At 63.2% G+C, this 21,083-nt stretch carries 18 protein-coding genes; 10 read left to right on the top strand and 8 right to left on the bottom strand.

From position 1 onward, the window contains the following. Positions 1 to 10: 10 nt before the first annotated feature. Entirely contained in the window at positions 11 to 466 is a 456-nt protein-coding gene (trmL, locus tag HU748_RS18415; protein WP_186665737.1) for a tRNA (uridine(34)/cytosine(34)/5-carboxymethylaminomethyluridine(34)-2'-O)-methyltransferase TrmL, read from the bottom strand. Here trmL and HU748_RS18410 point away from each other — a divergent pair. Further along, positions 465 to 902 (top strand): hypothetical protein, encoded by a 438-nt coding sequence (locus HU748_RS18410; protein WP_186721376.1) that lies wholly within the window; start codon positions 465 to 467, stop codon positions 900 to 902. The genes trmL and HU748_RS18410 overlap by 2 nt on opposite strands. 467 nt (positions 903 to 1,369) lie before the next feature. Here HU748_RS18410 and ntrC read toward each other — a convergent pair whose 3' ends face one another. The 4 genes from ntrC to glnA all read right to left on the bottom strand — a co-directional run bounded on the left by ntrC (position 1,370) and on the right by glnA (position 6,251). Further along, positions 1,370 to 2,806: a nitrogen regulation protein NR(I) gene (gene ntrC, locus HU748_RS18405; RefSeq protein WP_063541426.1), complete on the bottom strand. Its 1,437-nt coding sequence runs from the start codon at positions 2,804 to 2,806 to the stop codon at positions 1,370 to 1,372. Beyond that, a complete protein-coding gene (gene glnL, locus HU748_RS18400) occupies positions 2,803 to 3,888 on the bottom strand; it encodes a nitrogen regulation protein NR(II) (protein WP_186665741.1) in 1,086 nt (361 codons plus the stop codon). Before glnL ends, ntrC begins: the two co-directional genes overlap by 4 nt. Before the next feature lie 263 nt (positions 3,889 to 4,151). After that, the gene (locus HU748_RS18395) at positions 4,152 to 4,694 is read right to left on the bottom strand and encodes a chorismate mutase (RefSeq protein WP_186721374.1); all 543 of its coding nucleotides are present in this window, start codon (positions 4,692 to 4,694) and stop codon (positions 4,152 to 4,154) included. Positions 4,695 to 4,844: 150 nt separating this feature from the next. Then, a complete protein-coding gene (gene glnA, locus HU748_RS18390; protein WP_063541420.1) occupies positions 4,845 to 6,251 on the bottom strand; it encodes a glutamate--ammonia ligase in 1,407 nt (468 codons plus the stop codon). A gap of 480 nt (positions 6,252 to 6,731) precedes the next feature. On the opposite strand from glnA, the gene thiI reads away from it, so the two are divergent. Both thiI and typA read left to right on the top strand, forming a co-directional pair. Beyond that, positions 6,732 to 8,186, top strand: a complete 1,455-nt coding sequence (gene thiI, locus HU748_RS18385) for a tRNA uracil 4-sulfurtransferase ThiI (protein WP_186665745.1) — start codon at positions 6,732 to 6,734, stop codon at positions 8,184 to 8,186. 127 nt (positions 8,187 to 8,313) lie between these two features. Beyond that, positions 8,314 to 10,134 carry a translational GTPase TypA gene (typA, locus tag HU748_RS18380; protein WP_186665747.1) on the top strand — a complete coding sequence of 607 codons (1,821 nt, stop codon included), beginning with the start codon at positions 8,314 to 8,316 and terminating at the stop codon, positions 10,132 to 10,134. Between the two features lie 135 nt (positions 10,135 to 10,269). Here the strand turns inward: typA and HU748_RS18375 are convergent, their stop codons facing one another. After that, the gene (locus tag HU748_RS18375; protein ID WP_186721371.1) at positions 10,270 to 10,674 is read right to left on the bottom strand and encodes a YkgJ family cysteine cluster protein; all 405 of its coding nucleotides are present in this window, start codon (positions 10,672 to 10,674) and stop codon (positions 10,270 to 10,272) included. A 187-nt stretch (positions 10,675 to 10,861) separates the two neighbouring features. Between HU748_RS18375 and HU748_RS18370 the strand changes: the two genes are divergently transcribed. The 3 genes from HU748_RS18370 to HU748_RS18360 all read left to right on the top strand — a co-directional run bounded on the left by HU748_RS18370 (position 10,862) and on the right by HU748_RS18360 (position 15,169). Continuing rightward, positions 10,862 to 13,312 (top strand): glycogen/starch/alpha-glucan phosphorylase, encoded by a 2,451-nt coding sequence (locus tag HU748_RS18370; protein WP_186721369.1) that lies wholly within the window; start codon positions 10,862 to 10,864, stop codon positions 13,310 to 13,312. A gap of 246 nt (positions 13,313 to 13,558) precedes the next feature. Continuing rightward, on the top strand, positions 13,559 to 14,569 hold the full coding sequence (locus HU748_RS18365) for a class 1 fructose-bisphosphatase (RefSeq protein WP_054895279.1): 1,011 nt from the start codon (positions 13,559 to 13,561) through the stop codon (positions 14,567 to 14,569). A gap of 3 nt (positions 14,570 to 14,572) precedes the next feature. Continuing rightward, the gene (locus tag HU748_RS18360; protein WP_186665752.1) at positions 14,573 to 15,169 is read left to right on the top strand and encodes a DUF924 family protein; all 597 of its coding nucleotides are present in this window, start codon (positions 14,573 to 14,575) and stop codon (positions 15,167 to 15,169) included. 52 nt (positions 15,170 to 15,221) lie between these two features. Here the strand turns inward: HU748_RS18360 and HU748_RS18355 are convergent, their stop codons facing one another. Then, positions 15,222 to 17,111 carry a methyl-accepting chemotaxis protein gene (locus HU748_RS18355; RefSeq protein ID WP_186721367.1) on the bottom strand — a complete coding sequence of 630 codons (1,890 nt, stop codon included), beginning with the start codon at positions 17,109 to 17,111 and terminating at the stop codon, positions 15,222 to 15,224. Positions 17,112 to 17,333: 222 nt separating this feature from the next. Here HU748_RS18355 and bamE point away from each other — a divergent pair, with 222 nt between their 5' ends. Both bamE and HU748_RS18345 read left to right on the top strand, forming a co-directional pair. Then, entirely contained in the window at positions 17,334 to 17,588 is a 255-nt protein-coding gene (gene bamE / locus HU748_RS18350) for an outer membrane protein assembly factor BamE (RefSeq protein WP_186721366.1), read from the top strand. Continuing rightward, entirely contained in the window at positions 17,585 to 18,157 is a 573-nt protein-coding gene (locus HU748_RS18345) for a lipocalin family protein (RefSeq protein WP_186665756.1), read from the top strand. The genes bamE and HU748_RS18345 overlap by 4 nt, the downstream gene beginning before the upstream one ends. Before the next feature lie 56 nt (positions 18,158 to 18,213). On the opposite strand, the gene HU748_RS18340 is transcribed toward HU748_RS18345, so the two are convergent. After that, positions 18,214 to 19,578: a formimidoylglutamate deiminase gene (locus HU748_RS18340; RefSeq protein WP_186721365.1), complete on the bottom strand. Its 1,365-nt coding sequence runs from the start codon at positions 19,576 to 19,578 to the stop codon at positions 18,214 to 18,216. Positions 19,579 to 19,721: 143 nt separating this feature from the next. On the opposite strand from HU748_RS18340, the gene hutC reads away from it, so the two are divergent. Together hutC and HU748_RS18330 are read left to right on the top strand one after the other, a co-directional pair. Further along, on the top strand, positions 19,722 to 20,432 hold the full coding sequence (hutC, locus tag HU748_RS18335; protein ID WP_186666102.1) for a histidine utilization repressor: 711 nt from the start codon (positions 19,722 to 19,724) through the stop codon (positions 20,430 to 20,432). Next, complete coding sequence (locus HU748_RS18330) at positions 20,429 to 21,004, top strand: HutD family protein (protein WP_186721364.1); 576 nt, start codon at positions 20,429 to 20,431, stop codon at positions 21,002 to 21,004. Before hutC ends, HU748_RS18330 begins: the two co-directional genes overlap by 4 nt. The last annotated feature ends 79 nt before the right edge of the window (positions 21,005 to 21,083 follow it).

Below are 21,083 nucleotides of genomic sequence, written 5' to 3'. Positions count from 1 at the left end.
GCTGTCTTGCTCAGGCAAAGCCTTGCTGGCGCCAGGCCTCGTATACCGTGACGGCCACGGTATTGGACAGGTTCAGGCTGCGACACCCGGGCCGCATCGGCAGGCGCAGGCGTTGCTCGGCGGGCAGGCTGTCCAGCACCTCGGCAGGCAGACCGCGGCTTTCAGGGCCGAACAGGAAGGCATCGCCCGGCTGGTAGGCCACTTCATGGAAGGGGTGCGAGGCCTTGGTGGTGAAGGCGAACAGGCGCGGCTGCCCCAGGCTCTCCAGGCATGCTTCGAGGCTCTCGTGGCGCTTGAGCGTGGCATACTCGTGGTAATCCAGCCCCGCACGACGCAGGCGCTTGTCGTCCAGCTCGAAGCCGATCGGCTCGATCAGGTGCAGGTCGCAGCCGCTGTTGGCGCACAGGCGGATGATATTGCCGGTGTTCGGCGGAATTTCTGGTTGAAAGAGGATGACGTGAAACATGCACGGCTCCAGGCACGAAGATGACGAGCATTCTACCCTCGAACCGGACCCGCGTTCGAAGGCTTGGCCGCGTGTGTTGCTGTCGATGGCGATCGTCGGTGTGATGGCGGGGCTGATGATCGGTCGCCTGACCGCCCCTGACGTTCGTGTGCTCGAGCGGGTCGAGGTGGTGCAGGATGGCCTCGACCTGTGGTTCAACGAAGCCCCCAAGCTGCATGGCGAAAACGTCGAAGGGACGGTGGCCGTGGTGTTCCAGGCCGAGGGCAAGGCCCAGCGCGGACAGTTGAGTCTGCAGGGGCGGCCGGTGGGCTGGCGCTTGCAGCAGAGCGAGGAGGGGTTGGTACTGACGGTGGTTGCCGCGCGTCCTCTGAGCGGCACCTGGGCCGCTGCAGAGGACGCCGGACACTGGCGAGTGCAGGTCAGGCTGCACGAATAAAAGAGGGGATGTCTCGGCCTGCCTGTACCAAGGTCCCCAAAACGGGCGATGTTGCGAATAAAAGAGGGAGTCCCGGCCTGCCTGTACCGAGGTCCCCAAAACGGGCGGTGTTGCGAATAAAAGAGGGGGATATCCCGGCCTGCCTGTACCGAGGCCCCCGAAACTGGAGATACAGTACCTATTGCAGGGGGCGTGCCAGTTTTGAAAAGCCCGGAAATACTGGGCTTTCAGGGCGGTTTTGCGAGGATTCAAGGGATTTGTGCCTTGCCGAGGTGCAAGTGGCACAGGATCGGTGCAGAGGAGGGCTGGTGGGGTAGGCAGGCTATGTTTTTGTAGGAGCGGGCTTGCCCGCGAAAAAGACACCGCGGTGCATGGCACGGGCTACGCCCGTGTTCGCGGGCAAGCCCGCTCCTACAGGAGCCGGGCTTGCTTTGGGATCGGATGAGCGCAGCGCGACGCGTCAGGCCTCAGTGATCCTCACCCTCGTCGTCATCCCCGCCATCGACCTTCATCCCCAGCTCCTTGATCTTGCGAGTCAGGGTGTTGCGCCCCCAGCCCAGCAGCACTGCGGCATCGCGTCGGCGTCCGGCGGTGTGCTTGAGTGCGGTCTCGATCATGATCCGTTCGAAGCTCGGCACGGCGCTGTCGAGCAGATTCGACTGCCCGCGCGCCAGGGCCTGGTCGGCCCACTGGCGCAGCGCCTGCTCCCAATTGGTGACCGGCGCGGCATCGTGCGGCAGGTTGAGCAGCTCTGGCGGCAGGTCGCCGATCAGCACCTCGCGGCTGGAGGCCATCACCGTGATCCAGCGGCAGGTGTTCTCCAGCTGACGCACGTTGCCAGGCCACGGCAGGTTGCGCATGAACTCCTCGGTTTCCGGCTTCAGCAGCTTGGGCTCGACCGCCAGCTCCCGCGCCGCGCGGCCCAGGAAGTGGCGGGCCAGGGCCGGGATATCCTCGCGCCGGTCCGCCAGGCGCGGGATGTGGATACGAATCACGTTCAGGCGGTGGAACAGGTCTTCACGGAACTTGCCGGCCTGTACCAGTGATTCCAGGTTCTGGTGGGTCGCTGCGATGATGCGCACATCCACCTTCACCGGTACATGGCCACCGACCCGATAGAACTCGCCATCGGCCAGCACGCGCAGCAGGCGGGTCTGGGTGTCGGCAGGCATGTCGCCGATCTCGTCGAGGAACAAGGTGCCTCCGTCAGCCTGTTCGAAGCGTCCGCGTCGCTGGTTGGCCGCGCCGGTGAAGGCGCCTTTCTCGTGGCCGAACAGCTCGGACTCCATCAGGTCCTTGGGAATCGCCGCCATGTTCAGGGCGATGAACGGCGAAGCCGCACGCGGGCTGTGGCGGTGCAGGGCGTGGGCGACCAGTTCCTTGCCGGTACCGGACTCGCCGTTGATCAGCACGGTGATGTTGGAATGGCTCAGCCGCCCGATGGCGCGAAACACCTCCTGCATCGCCGGGGCTTCGCCGATGATCTCGGGCGTGCGGGCAAGTACGGGCGGCGCTTCGAGCGCCTGTTGTTCCTGGGCATGCTGGTTGGCGCGCTTGACCAACGACACCGCCTCGTCGACGTCGAACGGCTTGGGCAGGTACTCGAAGGCACCGCCTTGGTAAGACGCCACCGCGCTGTCCAGGTCGGAATGGGCGGTCATGATGATCACCGGCAGGCGCGGGTGCTGTTCGCGAATCTGCGCGAGCAGGTCCAGGCCGCTGGCGCCAGGCATGCGGATGTCGGAGATGATCACGTCCGGCTGCTGCCGGGCCAGGCGACCCATGACTCCGTCGGCACTGTCGAAGCTCTGGGTGGTCATGCCCTCTTGTTGCAGGGCTTTTTCCAGGACCCAGCGGATGGAACGATCATCGTCGACGATCCACACGGTTTCACTACGGCTCATGGGGCTGTGGCTCCTTGTTCCAGGGGCAGGAAGATCGAGAAGGTGGTATGGCCGGCATGGCTTTCACACTCGATCAGCCCCTGATGCTGACTGATGATGTTCTGGGTAATGGCCAGCCCGAGCCCGGTACCGTCCGGGCGCCCGCTGACCATGGGATAGAAGAGGGTGTCCTGCAGTTCCGAGGGAATGCCGGGGCCGTTGTCGATGATCTCGACCCGTGCCACCAGCCTGTGGCGCACATGGCCGATGGTGAACTGGCGCACCGCGCGGGTGCGCAGGGTGATGCGGCCCAGGCGCAGTTCGTTCTGCCCGCTGATCGCCTGCATGGCGTTGCGCACGATATTGAGTACGGCCTGGATCATCTGCTCGCGGTCGATCAGCACGTCCGGCAGGCTCGGGTCGTAATCGCGCACCAGGGTGATGCCGCCCTGGCTTTCGGCCTCTACCAGGCTGCAGACACGTTCGAGCACTTCGTGCACGTTGGTCATCGACAGCGACGGCAGCTTGTTCGAGCCGAGCATGCGGTCGACCAGGTTACGCAGGCGGTCGGCTTCTTCGATGATGACGTTGGTGTAGTCGCGCAGGCCATCTTCGGGCAGCTCGCGGGCCAGCAGCTGGGCTGCGCCGCGGATGCCGCCGAGCGGGTTCTTGATCTCATGGGCGAGGCCGCGCACCAGCATCTTGGTGGTTTCCTGCTTGCTCAGCTGCGCTTCTTCCTTGGTGATGCGCAGCAGGCGGTCGCGTGGGTGGACTTCGAGCAGCAGCAGGGTGTTGCCCTGGTGCAGGATCGGCGTCACGGCGTAGTCGACGGTGATGCTCTGGCCGGTCAACGAGGTCAGTTGGGCTTCGCGCTTGGTGAACGGGTGCGCCTGCTCCACGGCCTGGCGCAGTGAATTGAGCGCCTCGGTCGATTCGGTGAACAGTTCACTGATGAACTGGCCATGGCTGCGCTGGCCGCTGACGGCCAGGAGCATTTCCGCTGCCGGGTTCATGTACTCAAGGCGCAGTTCGCTGTTGAGCAGCAAGGTGGCAGTGGTCAGGTTGTCCAGTAGCAGACGGTGCTGTGCATCGCTGATGGTCATGGGGCGTCGTTGACCTCTTTTGGCGCTGTTCTGGCACATGGCGCCCCTGGTCGAGCCAGGGGCGGGCACGCTGGTATTCCGCTGATAGCCTGAAAATGCAAGAAACAAACCAAGGCTCCGAAAAGAAGCGGAATTGCCCGATAAAGCGCTGGGTATGCGCAAAATCGGCTCAGAAAAGCCTGGTTTACCGATTCTCCTGACCTAATTTGGGGTGCATTGCAGGGCGTTCAGCGGTTTTGTGCACCAATATAGAGCATAGAGCCTCAGGGGCGTTGGCAGAGGTTGGCGGTGGCCCGGATGAGGAACAGCCGACGCGGGGCGTCGCTGGAGCGCAAGGCAATGGCTTCGGCCAGTGCGTGGCCGCACTGCGCGGGAGTCGCCTGGTCGAAGCGGGCGAGGGCGTCGAGCAGTCGGCCTTGCAGCAGGTCCAGGCGCGGACGGATCTCGCTGGCGAGATCCTGGCGTGGGATGTCGGGGGCTTTTTGCAGCAGGTGCCATTGCGTGAGCAGGTGGTACTGCCTGAGCTTGTTGGCTTCTATCTGGTCGCTGAAGAACTGGCTGGCGCGTGCCGGATCCAGCCCGTGCTCGGGGGCAAGCTGGCTCACGTTCAACAGCACCTGTCGTTCGCGAGGGCTGTCCTGCACCGGCTGCTGGCGATCCCATTTATGCAGGGCGACCGCCTGGGCGATATCCAGCCGTTGTTCGATGCTGTCGAGCAGCGGGTCGAAGGTGGTGTCGGGTGGGGTGGCGTTCACGCAGCCGGACAGGGCAATGACGCAGAGCAGGGCAAGTGGCAGTGGGTGCATGGGAATCTCCTGGCAGGTGGAGATGCGAGTGTGGCCAATGCTGCTCGGTGCACCAGTAGGATGCGTCCGAATGGCTTGAGTGTAAAAACAGAAACGGCCTCCCGAAGGAGGCCGTTTCTCTAGACGGTCACGGCGCACGCGCCGCGCGCATCAAACGCTGTAGTACAGGTCGTATTCCAGCGGGTGAACGAAGGTACGGACCTTGATTTCTTCTTCGGACTTCAGCTCGATGTAGGCATCGATGAAGTCGTCGGAGAACACGCCGCCCTTGGTCAGGAACGCACGGCCCTTGTCCAGCTCTTCCAGGGCTTCTTTCAGGCTACCGCAAACCTGTGGGATTTCCTTGGCCTCTTCAGGCGGCAGGTCGTACAGGTTCTTGTCGGCGGCATCGCCTGGGTGGATCTTGTTCTGGATACCGTCCAGGCCGGCCATCAGCAGTGCGGCGAAGCACAGGTACGGGTTGGCAGCCGGGTCCGGGAAGCGCGCTTCGATGCGGCGGGCTTTCGGGCTGGAAACGTAAGGAATACGGATCGAGGCCGAACGGTTACGGGCCGAGTATGCCAGCATGACCGGGGCTTCGAAGCCTGGTACCAGACGCTTGTAGGAGTTGGTGGCCGGGTTGGTGAAGCCGTTCAGGGCCTTACCGTGCTTGATGATACCGCCGATGAAGTACAGGGCGGTGTCGGACAGGCCGGCATAGCCTTCGCCGGAGAAGGTGTTCTTGCCGTCCTTGGAGATCGACATGTGAACGTGCATGCCCGAGCCGTTGTCGCCGTACAGCGGCTTCGGCATGAAGGTTGCGGTCTTGCCGTAGGCGTCGGCGACGTTGTGCACGCAGTACTTCAGGGTCTGGACTTCGTCAGCCTTGGTGACCAGGGTGTTGAACTTCACACCGATCTCGTTCTGGCCGGCAGTCGCCACTTCGTGGTGGTGAACTTCGATGACCAGGCCCATTTCTTCCATGGCGTTGCACATGGCAGTACGGATTTCGTGGTCGTGGTCGCACGGCGGAACCGGGAAGTAGCCGCCTTTGACGGCAGGGCGGTGGCCCTTGTTGCCGCCTTCGACGTCCTGGTCGGTCATCCAGGAGCCTTGTTCGGAGTAGATCTTGAACATCGAGCCGGAGATGTCCGACTTGAACTTCACCTGGTCGAAGATGAAGAACTCAGGCTCCGGGCCGACGAACACGGTGTCGCCGATGCCGGTGCTCTTCAGGAACTCTTCGGCACGCTTGGCGATGGCGCGTGGGTCGCGGTCGTAGCCTTGCATGGTGGACGGCTCGATCACGTCGCAGACCAGGATCAGGGTCGGCTCTTCGGTGAACGGGTCCAGCACGGCGGACGAGTCGTCCGGCAGCAGGATCATGTCGGAAGCTTCGATGCCTTTCCAGCCCTCGATGGAGGAGCCGTCGAACATCTTGCCAGCTTCGAAGAAGTCTTCATCCAGCGCATCGCGAGCCGGCATGGTGACGTGGTGCTGTTTGCCTTTGGTGTCCGTGAAACGCAGATCAATCCACTTGACGTCATGATCTTTGATGAGTTGAACCGACTTCGACATGTTGTCCTCCGGATGGTCTAGGGTGCGCTTGGCCGCTGCCCTGGAAAAAGGGTGTCGCCGGGCGCGGATAGTCGGCCAAGCTTACCTGCATCACAAGGGAGCAAATTGCATGCCAGTGCCCGAAAATGGCGATGGCGCCATGAAAATGGGCGTTTGCGGGCGTTTGGCGAGGGAAGGGTGTGAGGCTGTGCACTCATAAAAGGCATTTCCTTACGACAATGCTTCATTTTGGTGCGCTTATTTGTGCGTGATGCGTTTTTTGAGGGCCTCTTCGCGGGCAAGCCCGCTCCCACGGGGTTGCCGGTGGGCGCAGATCCTGTAGGAGCGGGCTTGCCCGCGAAAGGGCCTTTGCAAGCGCCATCAATCCCACCCGAAAGCCCTGGAACAAACCTCTGATCAAAAGTTGCTCAAACCTCGAGCCATTTCCGCTATAATTCGCGCCCCTCATTTTCGGCAGGCCCCGGGCGCGCTGTTAACTCAATGAAACTTATCGTCAAAGTCTTCCCAGAGATCACCATCAAGAGCCGGCCGGTGCGCAAGCGCTTCATCCGCCAGCTCGGCAAGAACATCCGCAACGTGCTCAAGGATCTGGATCCGGAGCTCGTGGTCGATGGTGTCTGGGATAACCTCGAAGTGGTCACCCGCATCGAGGACGAGAAGATCCAGCGCGAGATGATCGAACGCCTGACCTGTACCCCAGGGATCACCCACTTCCTGCAGGTGCAGGAATATCCGCTGGGCGACTTCGACGACATCGTCGACAAATGCAGGCAGCACTTCGGCCACCTGCTGGCCGGCAAGCGTTTCGCTGTGCGCTGCAAGCGCGGTGGCCACCACGACTTCACCTCGATGGACGTCGATCGCTACGTCGGCAGCCAGCTGCGCCAGCAGTGCGGCGCCGCCGGCATCGACCTGAAGACCCCCGAAGTGATGGTGCGTATCGAGATCCGCGATCAGCGCCTGTACGTCATCCACAACCAGCACAATGGCATCGGCGGCTACCCTTTGGGTGCGCTGGAGCAGACGCTGGTGCTGATGTCCGGTGGTTTCGACTCCACCGTGGCCGCCTACCAGATGATGCGCCGCGGCCTGATGACCCACTTCTGCTTCTTCAACCTCGGTGGCCGTGCCCACGAGCTGGGGGTGATGGAAGTCGCGCACTACCTGTGGAAGAAATACGGCAGCAGCCAGCGCGTGCTGTTCATCAGCGTGCCGTTCGAAGAAGTGGTCGGCGAGATTCTCGGCAAGGTCGACAACAGTTATATGGGCGTGACGCTCAAGCGCATGATGCTGCGTGCCGCGGCGCGCATGGCTGACCGCCTGGAAATCGACGCCCTGGTCACCGGCGAGGCGATCTCGCAGGTTTCCAGCCAGACCCTGCCCAACCTTGCGATCATCGATTCGGCCACCGACAAGCTGGTGCTGCGCCCGCTGCTGGCCAGCCACAAGCAGGACATCATCGATACCGCCTACCAGATCGGCACCGCCGATTTCGCCAAGCACATGCCCGAGTACTGCGGCGTGATCTCGGTGAACCCGACCACCCATGCCAAGCGCCACCGCATGGAGCATGAAGAGAAGCAGTTCGACATGGCGGTGCTCGAGCGCGCCCTGGAGCGCGCCAAGCTGATCTCCATCGACCACGTGATCGACGAGCTGGGCAAGGATATCGAGATCGAGGAAGTGGCCGAGGCGCTGCCGGGCCAGATCGTCATCGACATTCGTCACCCTGACGCCCAGGAAGACGAACCGCTGCAGATCGAAGGCGTCGAAGTCCAGGCACTGCCGTTCTACGCGATCAACAGCAAGTTCAAGCAGCTCGATGCCAACCGCCAGTACCTGCTTTATTGCGACAAGGGTGTGATGAGCCGTCTGCACGCACACCACCTGCTCAGTGAGGGACATGCCAATGTGCGTGTTTATCGTCCGGCATAAGACGCCAGGGCTGTATGGCGGCAGCATCCGCCATCGCCCTCCCGACCTGCGGGCCCGCTGAGCCTTTTACCTTCATATTGGCTGCCTAGACTGGCGGCAAACCGAATCCTCTGCACGAGATACAGTTGTGATCGAAAATCTGCGTAACATCGCCATCATCGCCCACGTTGACCATGGTAAAACCACCCTGGTCGACAAACTCCTGCGCCAGTCCGGCACCCTGGAGCGTAACGAGCTCAACGACGAGCGCGTCATGGACTCCAACGACCAGGAAAAAGAGCGCGGCATTACCATTCTGGCGAAGAACACCGCCATCAACTGGAACGGCTACCACATCAACATCGTCGACACCCCCGGCCACGCCGACTTCGGTGGCGAGGTAGAGCGTGTAATGTCGATGGTCGACTCGGTGCTGCTGCTGGTCGATGCCCAGGACGGCCCGATGCCGCAAACCCGCTTCGTAACCAAGAAAGCCTTCGAAGCCGGCCTCAAGCCAATCGTCGTGATCAACAAGGTCGACCGTCCGGGCGCGCGTCCTGACTGGGTTCTGGACCAGATCTTCGACCTGTTCGACAACCTCGGTGCCACCGACGAACAGCTGGACTTCAAAGTCGTCTACGCCTCGGCCCTGAACGGCATCGCCGGTCTGGACCACACCGAAATGGGTGAGGACATGACCGCGCTGTACCAGTCGATCGTCGACAACGTACCTGCGCCGGACGTTGACCGTGAAGGTCCGTTCCAGATGCAGATCTCGGCTCTGGACTACAACAGCTTCCTCGGTGTTATCGGCGTTGGCCGTATCGCCCGTGGTCGCGTCAAGCCGAACACCCCGGTTGTCGCCATCGACACCAACGGCAAGAAGCGCAACGGCCGTATCCTCAAGCTGATGGGCCACCACGGCCTGCACCGCGTCGACGTCGAAGAAGCCCAGGCTGGCGACATCGTCTGCATCAGCGGTTTCGACGAGCTGTTCATCTCCGACACCCTGTGCGCACCGGACGCGGTAGAGGCGATGAAGCCGCTGACCGTCGACGAGCCAACCGTTTCGATGACCTTCCAGGTCAACGACTCGCCGTTCTGCGGTAAAGAAGGCAAGTTCGTCACCAGCCGCAACATCAAGGACCGTCTGGACAAGGAGCTGCTGTACAACGTAGCCCTGCGCGTTCAGGAAACCGATTCCCCTGACAAGTTCAAGGTATCGGGCCGTGGTGAGCTGCACCTGTCGGTTCTGATCGAAACCATGCGTCGCGAAGGCTTCGAGATGGCCGTTGGTCGTCCTGAAGTGATCATCCGCGAAGTGGATGGCGTGAAGCAGGAACCGTTCGAGAACGTCACCATCGACATCCCTGAAGAATCTCAGGGCAAGGTCATGGAAGAGATGGGCCTGCGTAAGGGCGACCTGACCAACATGGTCCCGGATGGCAAGGGCCGTGTTCGCCTGGAGTACAACATCCCGGCCCGTGGTCTGATCGGTTTCCGTAACCAGTTCCTGACCCTGACCAACGGTGCAGGCATCCTGACCTCGATCTTCGATCGCTACGACACCATGAAGTCGGGCCAGATGTCCGGCCGTCTGAACGGTGTTCTGGTTTCGGTCGAGACCGGCAAGGCCCTGACCTACTCGCTGGAAACCCTGCAGGCGCGCGGCAAGCTGTTCGTCGAGCACGGCCAGGAGATCTACAACGGTCAGATCATCGGTCTGAACAGCCGTGACAACGACCTGGGCGTGAACCCGACCAAAGGCAAGAAGCTCGACAACATGCGTGCTTCGGGCAAGGACGAAGTCATCGCCCTGGTTCCGCCGGTTCGCCACACCCTCGAGCAGGCCCTGGAGTTCATCCAGGACGACGAGCTGTGCGAAGTCACGCCGAAGTCGATCCGTCTGCGCAAGAAGATCCTGGACGAAGGCGAGCGTACCCGCGCTGCCAAGAAAGCCAAGAACTGAGTTAGCTCAGGCTGAATGAAAACGCCCCCGGTCGAAAGGCCGGGGGCGTTTTTGTTTGTCTGCAGCTTGCGTTGTGTTCGTGCCGGCCTCTTCGCGGGCTTGCCCCGCGAAGAGGCCCGAACCGGCGCTACAGGCCTATCGCCCAACCACCTTGGGCTTGTATGCACAATACCCCGGCCGCGGTCCGACCTTGGGATGGTTGCGGCAGGTGTCCGGGCGCTTGTCATAAATGGTGCACAGCCGGCTCTTGCGGTCCAGATACATGCAATCGTCGTTGCTCATTCGGGTCAGGGTGAAAATGCCCGACTTCTGGTTGAAGCGCTCGATGATGCCTTCTTTCTGCAGGCGCTTGGCGACGTTCTTCGGCGGCTCGTCCTTCTCGAACTCGTCCACCACGCCGATGCGGATCAGATCCTTGATCCTCACCTCCACAGGCAGGGTACAGCAGGTCGAATGGCAGCCATGGCACATGCTGCTGGTGTAGCGCTGCCAGGTTTCCAGGCGGTCGACTTCGGCGGCGGCGATCAGGGTCGGTTTCATTTTAATAGTGGGCGGATCACGGTCTTGGGGCGCGCGATCATACCGGAGTTGTTCAATTTGTGAACAACCTTTTGCCGGAATCGCCAAGGCGGCATGAAAACTGCGAACCGTAGCCTGTCACTCCCTGTCGAAGGGTCTAGTCTCTTCAATCTCCCTCCGTATTCGTCAACTTGCCCGAGGATGCCGCATGTCCCAGGAACCCAAAGCTCGTGACGCCGAGGTGGCCGCTTTTCGCGCCGCTGTACTGGACAAACTGACCTACGCGGTCGGCAAGGACCCGGAACATGCCTTCGACCATGACTGGTTCGAAGCCATCGCCCTGGCCGCCCGCGATCACATGGTCGACCACTGGATGGACCACACCCGCCAGGCCTACCGGCGCAGCCAGAAGCGGGTCTACTACCTTTCCCTGGAGTTCCTCATCGGCCGGCTGCTGTACGACAGCCTGAGCAACCTGGGCTATCTGGAGATCGCCCGTGAAGCGCTCGAGGGGCTGGACGTGGACCTTGAACGCATCCGCCTGCTCGAGCCCGATGCCGCGCTGGGCAATGGCGGCCTGGGACGGCTGGCGGCGTGCTTCATGGAAAGCATGTCGACCCTCGGCATCGCTGCCCATGGCTACGGTATCCGCTACGAGCACGGGCTGTTCCGCCAGGCCATCGTCGATGGCTGGCAGCAGGAGCAGACCGAAAACTGGCTGGACTTCGGCAACCCCTGGGAGTTCGAGCGCGCCGAGGTGATCTATCCGATCAGTTTTGGCGGCAGTGTCGAAACGCTGCACGACGCCCAGGGTGTTGCCCGGCAGGTCTGGACGCCGGGCGAAACCGTGCGTGCCGTGGCCTACGACACGCCCGTGGTCGGCTGGCGCGGCTCCAGCGTCAACACCCTGCGCCTTTGGCGCGCCCGGGCGCTCGAAGAGTTGCACCTGGAGCGCTTCAATGCCGGCGATCACCTGGGGGCGGTGGCCGAAGTGGCGCGGGCCGAGAGCATCTCGCGGGTGCTTTACCCGGCGGACAGCACCGAAGCGGGGCAGGAATTGCGCCTGCGCCAGGAATACTTCTTCGTCTCCGCGTCGCTGCAGGATCTGCTGCGACGTCACCTGAACATGCACGATGACCTGCTCAACCTGCCGGACTCGGCGGCGATCCAGCTCAACGACACCCACCCCTCGATCGCCGTCGCCGAGCTGATGCGCCTGCTGGTCGACCAGCATGCCATTCCCTGGGAAAAGGCCTGGGAGCTGACGGTCGGCACCTTGGCCTACACCAACCACACCCTGCTGCCCGAGGCCCTGGAAACCTGGCCTGTGGCGCTGATGGAACGCATGCTGCCGCGGCACATGCAGATCATCTACCTGATCAACGCGTACCACATCGACGCGCTGCGGGCCAAAGGGCTGCACGACTTCGACGTGCTGCGCGCGGTGTCGCTGATCGAGGAGGACAACGGCCGCCGTGTGCGCATGGGCAACCTGGCGTTTCTCGGCTCGCACAGCGTCAACGGCGTGTCGGCGCTGCACAGCAAGCTGATGAAGAGCACGGTGTTCGCCGAACTGCACAAGCTGTATCCGCAGCGGATCAACAACAAGACCAACGGCATCACCTTCCGCCGCTGGCTGTACCAGGCCAATCCGCAGTTGACCGGCATGTTGGTCGACGCCCTGGGCGCCGAGGTGCTGGACGATCCGGAGGGCAAGCTCAAGGCGCTGGCGCCCCACGCCGAGAAAGCCACCTTCCGCAAGCAGTTCGCCGCCCAGCGCCTGCATAGCAAGCGCGCACTGGCGAGCATCATCCAGGACCGCATCGGCGTGACGGTCAACCCCGAAGCGTTGTTCGACGTGCAGGTCAAGCGTATCCACGAGTACAAGCGCCAGTTGCTCAACCTGTTGCATACCGTCGCGCTGTACCAGGCCATGCGCAATGACCCCGGCACTCCGTGGGCGCCGCGGGTGAAGATCTTCGCCGGCAAGGCGGCAGCCAGCTATCACCAGGCCAAGCTGATCATCAAGCTGACCAACGACATCGCTCGGGTGGTCAACAACGACCCCACCGTGCGCGGGCTGCTCAAGGTGGTGTTCCTGCCCAACTACAACGTCAGCCTGGCCGAGAGCATCATCCCGGCGGCCGACCTTTCCGAGCAGATCTCCACTGCCGGGTACGAAGCGTCCGGCACCAGCAACATGAAGTTCGCCCTCAACGGCGCGCTGACCATCGGCACCCTCGACGGCGCCAACGTCGAGATGTGCGAGCAGGTCGGCGTGGAAAACATGTTCATCTTCGGCCTGACCGCCCAGCAGGTCGAGGCGCGCAAGCGTGCGGGCGATTTTGGTGCAGCGGCGGCCGTGGCCGCCTCCGGGCGCCTGGGCGATGTGTTGCAGGCGATCCGCAGCGGGGTGTTCTCGCCGGATGATCCAGGGCGCTATGCCGGGCTGATCGACGGCCTGGTGGCCTACGACCGCTTCCTGCTGTGCGCCGATTTCGATGCGTACTGGGACGCCCAGCGGCGGGTCGAGGAGCTGTGGCATACGCCGCAGGAGTGGTGGCGCATGGCGGTGCTCAATACCGCACGGATGGGCTGGTTCTCGTCGGACCGCACCATTCGCGAATATGCCACCGAGATATGGAAGGCATTGGATTAGCAGGGTGTCAGTTCCGGCCCGATCGCGGGGCCAGCCCGTTCCCACAGGTGCACCGTTGGTTTCGGGATCAGCGGGGTGCCTGTGGGAGCGGGCTTGCCCCGCGATCAGGTCGCCGCCGACCAACTGCCTGAACTCATCGCCCGAACCACCGTCTGATCCGCCAGGCGAGTCTCTTCGCTCGCTAGGCTGCCACTCTCCCTGTAAACTGCGGGGGTTTTTCTACCCCTTTCCACTTCGGAGCCATACATGTCCCGCGTTACCCTGAGTCGCTATCTGATTGAGCAGACCCGCAGCAACAACACTCCTGCCGATCTGCGCTTCCTGATCGAAGTGGTGGCGCGCGCGTGCAAGGAGATCAGCCACCACGTGTCCAAGGGCGCCCTGGGCGGCGTGCTGGGCAGCATGGGCACCGAAAACGTGCAAGGCGAAGTGCAGAAGAAGCTCGACGTCATCTCCAACGACATCCTGCTCGAGGCCAACGAGTGGGGCGGCCACCTGGCCGGCATGGCGTCCGAAGAAATGGACAACGCTTACCAGATCCCGGGCAAGTACCCCAAAGGCGCCTACCTGCTGGTCTTCGACCCGCTGGACGGTTCGTCGAACATCGACGTCAACGTCTCGGTCGGCACCATCTTCTCGGTGCTGCGTTGCCCGAACGAATACCTGAGCCAGAACGAAACCCTCAACGAAAACGCCTTCCTGCAACCAGGCACCCAGCAGGTCGCCGCCGGTTATGCGATCTACGGCCCGCAGACCATGCTGATCCTCACCTTGGGCAATGGCGTCAAGGGCTTCACCCTGGACCGCGAACTGGGCAGCTTCGTCCTGACCCACGAAAACATCCGCGTGCCGGAAACCACCGCCGAATTCGCCATCAACATGTCCAACCAGCGCCACTGGGAAGCCCCGGTGCAGCGTTACGTGGGCGAGCTGCTGGCCGGTGAGACCGGGCCGCTGAAGAAGAACTACAACATGCGCTGGATCGCCTCGATGGTGGCCGACGTGCACCGCATCCTGACCCGTGGCGGCCTGTTCATGTACCCGCGCGACGCTCGCGAGCCGAGCAAGCCGGGCAAGCTGCGCCTGATGTACGAAGCCAACCCGATGTCGTTCATCATCGAGCAGGCTGGCGGCGCATCGACCAACGGTTACGAGCGTATCCTCGACATCAAGCCTGAGAGCCTGCACCAGCGTGTGTCGGTGATTCTGGGCTCGAAGGAAGAGGTCGAGCGCGTCACCGCCTATCACAAGGAGTAAGTCATGCTCGCACCTTGGCAGCCGTTGCTGGAGTGGTGGTTCGGTTGGGGCACCAGTGCCCAGGCCGTGGCTGACGAGAAGAGTACGCAGTGGTTCGGCAAGCATCACGATGCCGATGCCCAGGCACTGTTCGGCGATCTGGTCGAACAGGCCCTGGCCGGTGGGCTCGACGAGTGGCAGCAAAGCCCGCAGGGCTGGCTTGGTCTGTTGCTCCTGCTCGACCAGTTGCCGCGCATGATCTACCGCGACACGCCGCGCGCCTTCGAGGGCGACCGGCGTGCCCAGGTGGTGGCCATGCAGGGTTTGCAGAAGGGCTGGGATTATCAGCTGCTGCCGATCCAGCGCGTGTTCGTGCTGCTGGTGCTGGAGCACGCCGAGGTGCTGGATTGGCAGAACCTGTGCGTGGAGCGCTACCGGACGTTGCTGGACGAGCAGCCTGAGGCCAATCGTCGGCTGTTCGAAGGCTTCCTGGACTATGCCGAGCAGCACCAGCGGGTGATCGCTCGGTTCGGCCGTTTCCCGCATCGCAATCTGTTGCTGGGGCGGCCGAGTACCAGTGAAGAGATGGACTTTCTGCTGGAGCCGGGCTCCCGGTTCTAAATCAGCGCAGCCTTCTTCGCGGGTTTACCCGCGAAGAAGGCGCCGTCGAACCTTAGATCCTGAAACTCCCCACCAACTGCTTCAACCGATCGACCTGATGCTCCAGGTCGTTGCAGGCACGCAAGGTGCTCTGCAGGTTCTGCACCCCTTGCTGGTTCAGCGTATTGATCTCGGTGATGTCGACATTGATCGACTCGACCACTGACGTCTGCTCTTCGGTCGCCGTAGCCACCGACTGGTTCATGCCGTCGATCTCGCCGATACGTTGGGTCACGCTGCCCAGGCGGTCACCTGCGCGGTTGGCGATCTCGACGCTGTGATCACTGTGCTGCTGGCTCTGGTTCATGGTGCTCACCGCCACTTGCGCGCCAGCCTGCAGTTCCTCGATCAACCCCTGCACCTGCTGCGCCGACTCCTGGGTGCGGTGCGCCAGGTTACGCACTTCGTCGGCCACCACGGCAAAGCCACGCCCGGCCTCGCCGGCCCGCGCGGCCTCGATGGCGGCGTTTAGCGCCAGCAGGTTGGTCTGCTGGGAGATGCCGCTGATCACGTCGAGAATCTGGCCGATGTTCACCGTGTGGGCGTTGAGCGTCTCGATGTTGCCGCACGAATCGCTGATCCGCGCCGACAGCTTGTTCATCACATCGATGGTCTGGCCAACCACCTGCTGGCCTTCCGCGGCCAGGTCACGGGCGTCGCTGGAGTGCTGCGAGGCGAGGGCGGCATTCTGGGCGATCTCCTGGGCTGCGGCGCCCAGTTGGTTGATCGCCGCCGCCACGCTGCTGGTGCGGCTGGACTGCTGGTCGGCATTTTCGATGGAGGCGTTGGAGGCACTCACCACTTGGCTGGCCACGGCGTTGACCTGGCCAGTGGCCGAGGCCACTTCGCGGATCGACTCGTGAATACGCTCGACGAAGCGGTTGAACGATTGCCCCAGGCTGCCGAACTCGTCCTGGCCGTGGATGGTCAGGCGCCGGGTCAGGTCGCCTTCGCCCTCGGCGATGTCACGCATCGCGCGGCCCATGACATGCAGCGGCTCCATCAGCACGCGGATCAACAGGCCGAGCAGGGCGATGATCACCACTATCGCGATCAGCGTTGCCACCACTGCCGAGGTGCGCAGTTCGCCCAGCATGGCGAAGGCGGCGTCCTGATCCAGGACCAGGGCGACGTACCAGTCCGCCGGCACGCCATCGACGTGGCTGAAGCTGATTAACTGGCTGCGTCCGTCCGCTTCGACTTCAGCCATGCCCTTGGCGATGCGCGGGGTAGCGTTGGGGTAGAGGTCGGCCAGGGTCTTGAGCGCCAGGTCGGCCTTTGGATGGATAAGGATCTTGCCTTCACCGTTGACGATGAAGGCGTGGCCCTTGCCGCCGAAGTCCAGGGCATTGACCAGGTTGCTGATGGTCTGCAGGTCGGTGTCGACGCCGCTGACGCCGATCAGTTGCCCGGCCTGCTGCACGGGCGTGGCGAGGGTGACCACCAGCTTGCCGGCCGACGCCGAGATATAGGGCTCGGTGATGATGGTCTGGTTGGCGGCGCTGGCGGCCTTGTACCAGCCGCGGGAGCGCGGGTCGTAGTCGGGGGCGCGATTGCCGACCGGCACCGATTGCATGCGGCCATCTTTGCCGCCGAAGTAGGTGAGCTGGAAGTTGCTGGCATACACCGGCAGCGCCAGGCTGCGGTCAAGGCTGGCCTTCTGCGGCCCGTCCACGGCGATCTGCTGGGCCAGTGACTGCAGCAGTTGCATGCGGCTGTCGAGCCAGGTACGGATGTTGCCCGCGGTCAGGTTGCCCAGGGCTTGCAGGTTGGTTTCGGTGTCGCTGCGCAGCGACTGGCGCTGGCGATAGTCGTTGAACAGCACGAAGCAGGCGAAGGCGACGGCCACCACGAGTGCGGCGGCCACCAGGATCTTGTGGCTGAACTTGAGATTTTTTGTCATGTGCAAGGTCTGCGCAGGCATTTCGGGAGGAGGGTGCGGCAAAAGGCCACATCGCTGAATGCTATGTCGCCTGCGATGAAATAGCCATGAGCGTTTTGTGACAGCACCCGACCAACGGCATGGTACGAAAGCAGGGGTAGCAGGGAACCGGGGAGGCATTTTTGCTTCTAAGCTCTCTGCAGGCCGTCTCGCCTGTTGCATCCATCTCCAGGAGAGCCCTTCATGTCGTTGCGTTCCCTCGCCCTGTTGTCCTTGTTGGTCGTCCTGACCGCCTGCAGCAAGATCAACCAGGAAAACTATTCCAAGCTCAAGGCCGGCATGACTAAGGCCGAGGTCGAGCAGTTGCTCGGCTCGCCGAAGGAGTGCTCCGGAGCACTCGGCATGAGCAGTTGCACCTGGGGCGACGAGAAGAGTTTCATCAGTGTCCAGTACGCCGCTGACAAAGTGCTGATGTACTCCGGGCAGGGCCTCAAATGAAGCGCGTGCACCTGTTGCTGGCGCTGGGTCTTGCGCTGGTGCTCGGCGGTTGTGCCAGCTCGTCGGTGGATTCGCTGGCGCCCAAGACGGCTGGCAACGTCGACCTCAAGCGCTACCAGGGCAAGTGGTTCGAGCTGGCACGCCTGCCGATGCGCTTCCAGGAAGGCTGTGCGCAATCCGAAGCCCATTACAACCTCAGGCCCGATGGCAGCCTGGGCGTGCTCAATCGTTGCCGTACCGAAGGTGACGAATGGCTGCGCGCCGAGGGCCGCGCCGGCATCGAGGAGCCGGGGCGCACCGACAAGTTGTGGGTGGAGTTCGACAACTGGTTCACTCGCCTGGTGCCGGGGCTGACCAAGGCGGACTACTGGATCCTGTACGTGGACGATCACTACCGTACCGCGATTGTCGGCAGCCCCAACCGCAAGTACCTGTGGATCCTGTCGCGAACCCCGAGCCTGCCGGCGTGGGAGCGCGAGAATCTGTTGTCGAAGGCTCGCCAGCAGGGGTATGACACCAGCCGGCTGATCTGGCGGGTGTCGGACAAGGCAATCGTTGCCCGGCATTGAGTTGCCGGGTTCCAGATCCAGGCTTGGCGCGATCAAGCAGGTGATCGCGCCGGCTTTCAGCCCAGCAGTGTGCGCAATACCGCTGCGAAGGCCTGCCCGCTTTGCTCTTCCAGCGCGTGTCGCCCCTGGCGCACCACCCACTGTCCGTTGACCATCACATCACGCACCTGACGGTCGCTGCCGGCGAACAGCCAGCGGTTGAGGACGCCGTCGCCGCTCGAGGTCGCCAGGTACGGATCCTGCCCATCGAGCACCAGCCAATCGGCACGCTTGCCCACCGCCAGCTCGCCAATCTCTTGCCCCAGGGCCTGCGCACCGCCTGCCAGCGCCGCGTCGTAGAGGGTCCGGCCGACCATCGGCTGGTCGCTGCGGTATAGCCGGTTGCGCCGCTGGTCGCGCAGGCGCTGGCCATACTCCAGCCAGCGCAGTTCCTCGACCACGCTCAGCGAGACATGGCTGTCCGAGCCGATGCCCATGCGCCCGCCCTGGGCCAGGAAGTCGACGGCCGGGAAGATGCCATCGCCCAGGTTGGCCTCGGTGGTCAGGCACAGCCCTGCCACCGCGCCGCTGCGGGCCATGGCGCTGACTTCGTCGGCCTCGACGTGGGTTGCATGCACCAGGCACCAGCGCGAATCCACCTCGACGTGCTCGTACAGCCATTGCACCGGGCGACGGCCGCTCCAGCTGAGGCAGTCGTTGACTTCCTTCTGCTGCTCGGCGATGTGGATGTGCACCGGGCATGCCTTGTCGCTGGCGGCCAGCACTTCGGCGATCTGGTGTGGCGTGACCGCGCGCAGCGAGTGGAAGCACAGGCCCAGGTGCTGCGCGGGTTGCGCGGCCAGCAGCGGCTTGAGCTGTTGCTGCAGGCGCAGGTACTGCTCGGTGGCGTTGATGAAGCGCCGCTGGCCCTCGTTCGGTGGCTGGCCGCCGAAGCCGGAGTGGGAGTACAGCACCGGCAGCAGCGTCAGGCCGATGCCGCTGGCGCGCGCCGCGGCGCTGATCTGGCGCGACAGCTCGGTGGGATCGGCGTAGGGCTTGCCGGTGTTGTCATGGTGCACGTAGTGGAATTCGGCCACCGAGGTGTAGCCGGCCTTGAGCATCTCGATGTACAGCTGGCGGGCGATGACCTGCAATTGCTCGGGAGTGATCAGGCCGACCAGGCGGTACATCAGGTCGCGCCAGGTCCAGAAACTGTCGTTGGGGTTGCCGACCACCTCCGCCAGGCCTGCCATGGCGCGCTGGAAGGCGTGGGAATGCAGGTTGGGCATGCCCGGCAGCAGCGGGCCGGCCAGGCGCTCGGCGCCTTCGGCACTGGCGTTCGCGTCTATTTTTTCGAGCCGCCCGTCGGCGGACACCTCAAGGCGGACATTGCTGGCCCAGCCTGAAGGCAGCAGGGCACGTTCGGCGAAGTAGGCGGACATCACTCGGTCATCCTGTATCGTTATTTGTATATACATATACAGACGTTTGCCTGCCGGGTAAACTGCGGCAAGCTACCGTCAATCAAATTGCACAAGGATGCATAGCCGTGCCGACACCTTCCGTCTCCGCGCTGGTGGCCCAGATGGGCGAAGGGCCGGCGCCGCTGTATGCGCGGGTCAAGCAGATGATCGTCCAGCAGATCGAAAACGGCAGCTGGCCGCCCCATCATCGCGTCCCGTCGGAAAGCGAGCTGGTCAGCCAACTGGGCTTCAGCCGCATGACCATCAACCGCGCCCTGCGCGAGCTGACCGCCGAGGGCCTGCTGGTCCGCATGCAGGGCGTCGGGACTTTCGTCGCCGAACCCAAGACCCGCTCGGCGCTGTTCGAAGTCAACAACATCGCCGACGAGATCGCCGGGCGCGGGCATCAGCACCGCTGTCAGGTGATCGTCCTGGCCGAAGAGCCTGCCGGCTCCGAGCGTGCCCTGGCGCTGGACATGCGCGAAGGCCAGCGGGTGTTCCATTCGCTGATCGTGCATTACGAAAACGGCGTGCCGGTGCAGATCGAGGACCGCTACGTCAATGCACTGATCGCGCCAGACTACCTCAAGCAGGACTTCACCCGGCAGACGCCCTACGCCTATCTGTCCCAGGTCGCCCCGCTGACCGAAGGCGAGCACGTGGTCGAAGCGATCCTGGCTGAGCCGGACGAATGCAAGCTGCTGCAGATCGAGCGTGGCGAGCCGTGCCTGCTGATTCGCCGGCGTACCTGGTCGGGCCGCCAGCCGGTCACCGCCGCGCGCTTGATTCACCCCGGTTCCCGTCATCGCCTGGAAGGACGTTTCAGCAAATGAGCCAGTTGCAGTTGTTGCGTGCCCGCGATTATCCGCGCATGCCCTGGAAGAACGGTGGTGGGTCCACGGAAGAGATCACCCGCGATGCGGGCGTTGGCCTGGACGGGTTCGGCTGGCGCCTGTCGATCGCCGATATCGAGGCCTCTGGCGGCTTTTCCAGTTTCACCGGTTACCAGCGGATCATCACCGTGCTGCAGGGCGATGGCATGCGCCTGTCGGTGGACGGTCACGAAAGCCGGCCGCTGCTACCGTTCGATGCCTTTGCGTTCAGTGGCGAGAGCCAGGTGGCCTGCACGCTTCAGGGTGGCCCGATCCGCGACTTCAACCTGATCTATGCGCCGAACCGGTACGGGGCGCGGTTGCAGTGGTTTGCCGCCAGCACCCGCCTGTTCAGTGCGGCCGAGACCGTGCTGGTGTTCAGTGCCGAGGCGGACTTGCACGTTGCGATCCAGGGGCATGAGTCGGGGCTTGGGTTGTATGACTGCCTGCAGCTCAGTGGTAACGCGGGCTTGCTCGAGGTCGAGGTATCGGGGCGCTGCTGCGTTATCGAGTTGAGCCCTCGACACGTGTGAGTTTCGAGGGCCCTATCGCGGGACGAGCCCGCTCCTACAGATTCAGCGCTGTCCTGGACCTGTAGGAGCGGGCTCGTCC

The organism is Pseudomonas sp. RW3S2, from assembly GCF_014268955.1.
Taxonomy (GTDB): Bacteria; Pseudomonadota; Gammaproteobacteria; order Pseudomonadales; family Pseudomonadaceae; genus Aquipseudomonas; species Aquipseudomonas wayambapalatensis.
This window is presented reverse-complemented; position numbering and strand designations above follow the sequence as displayed.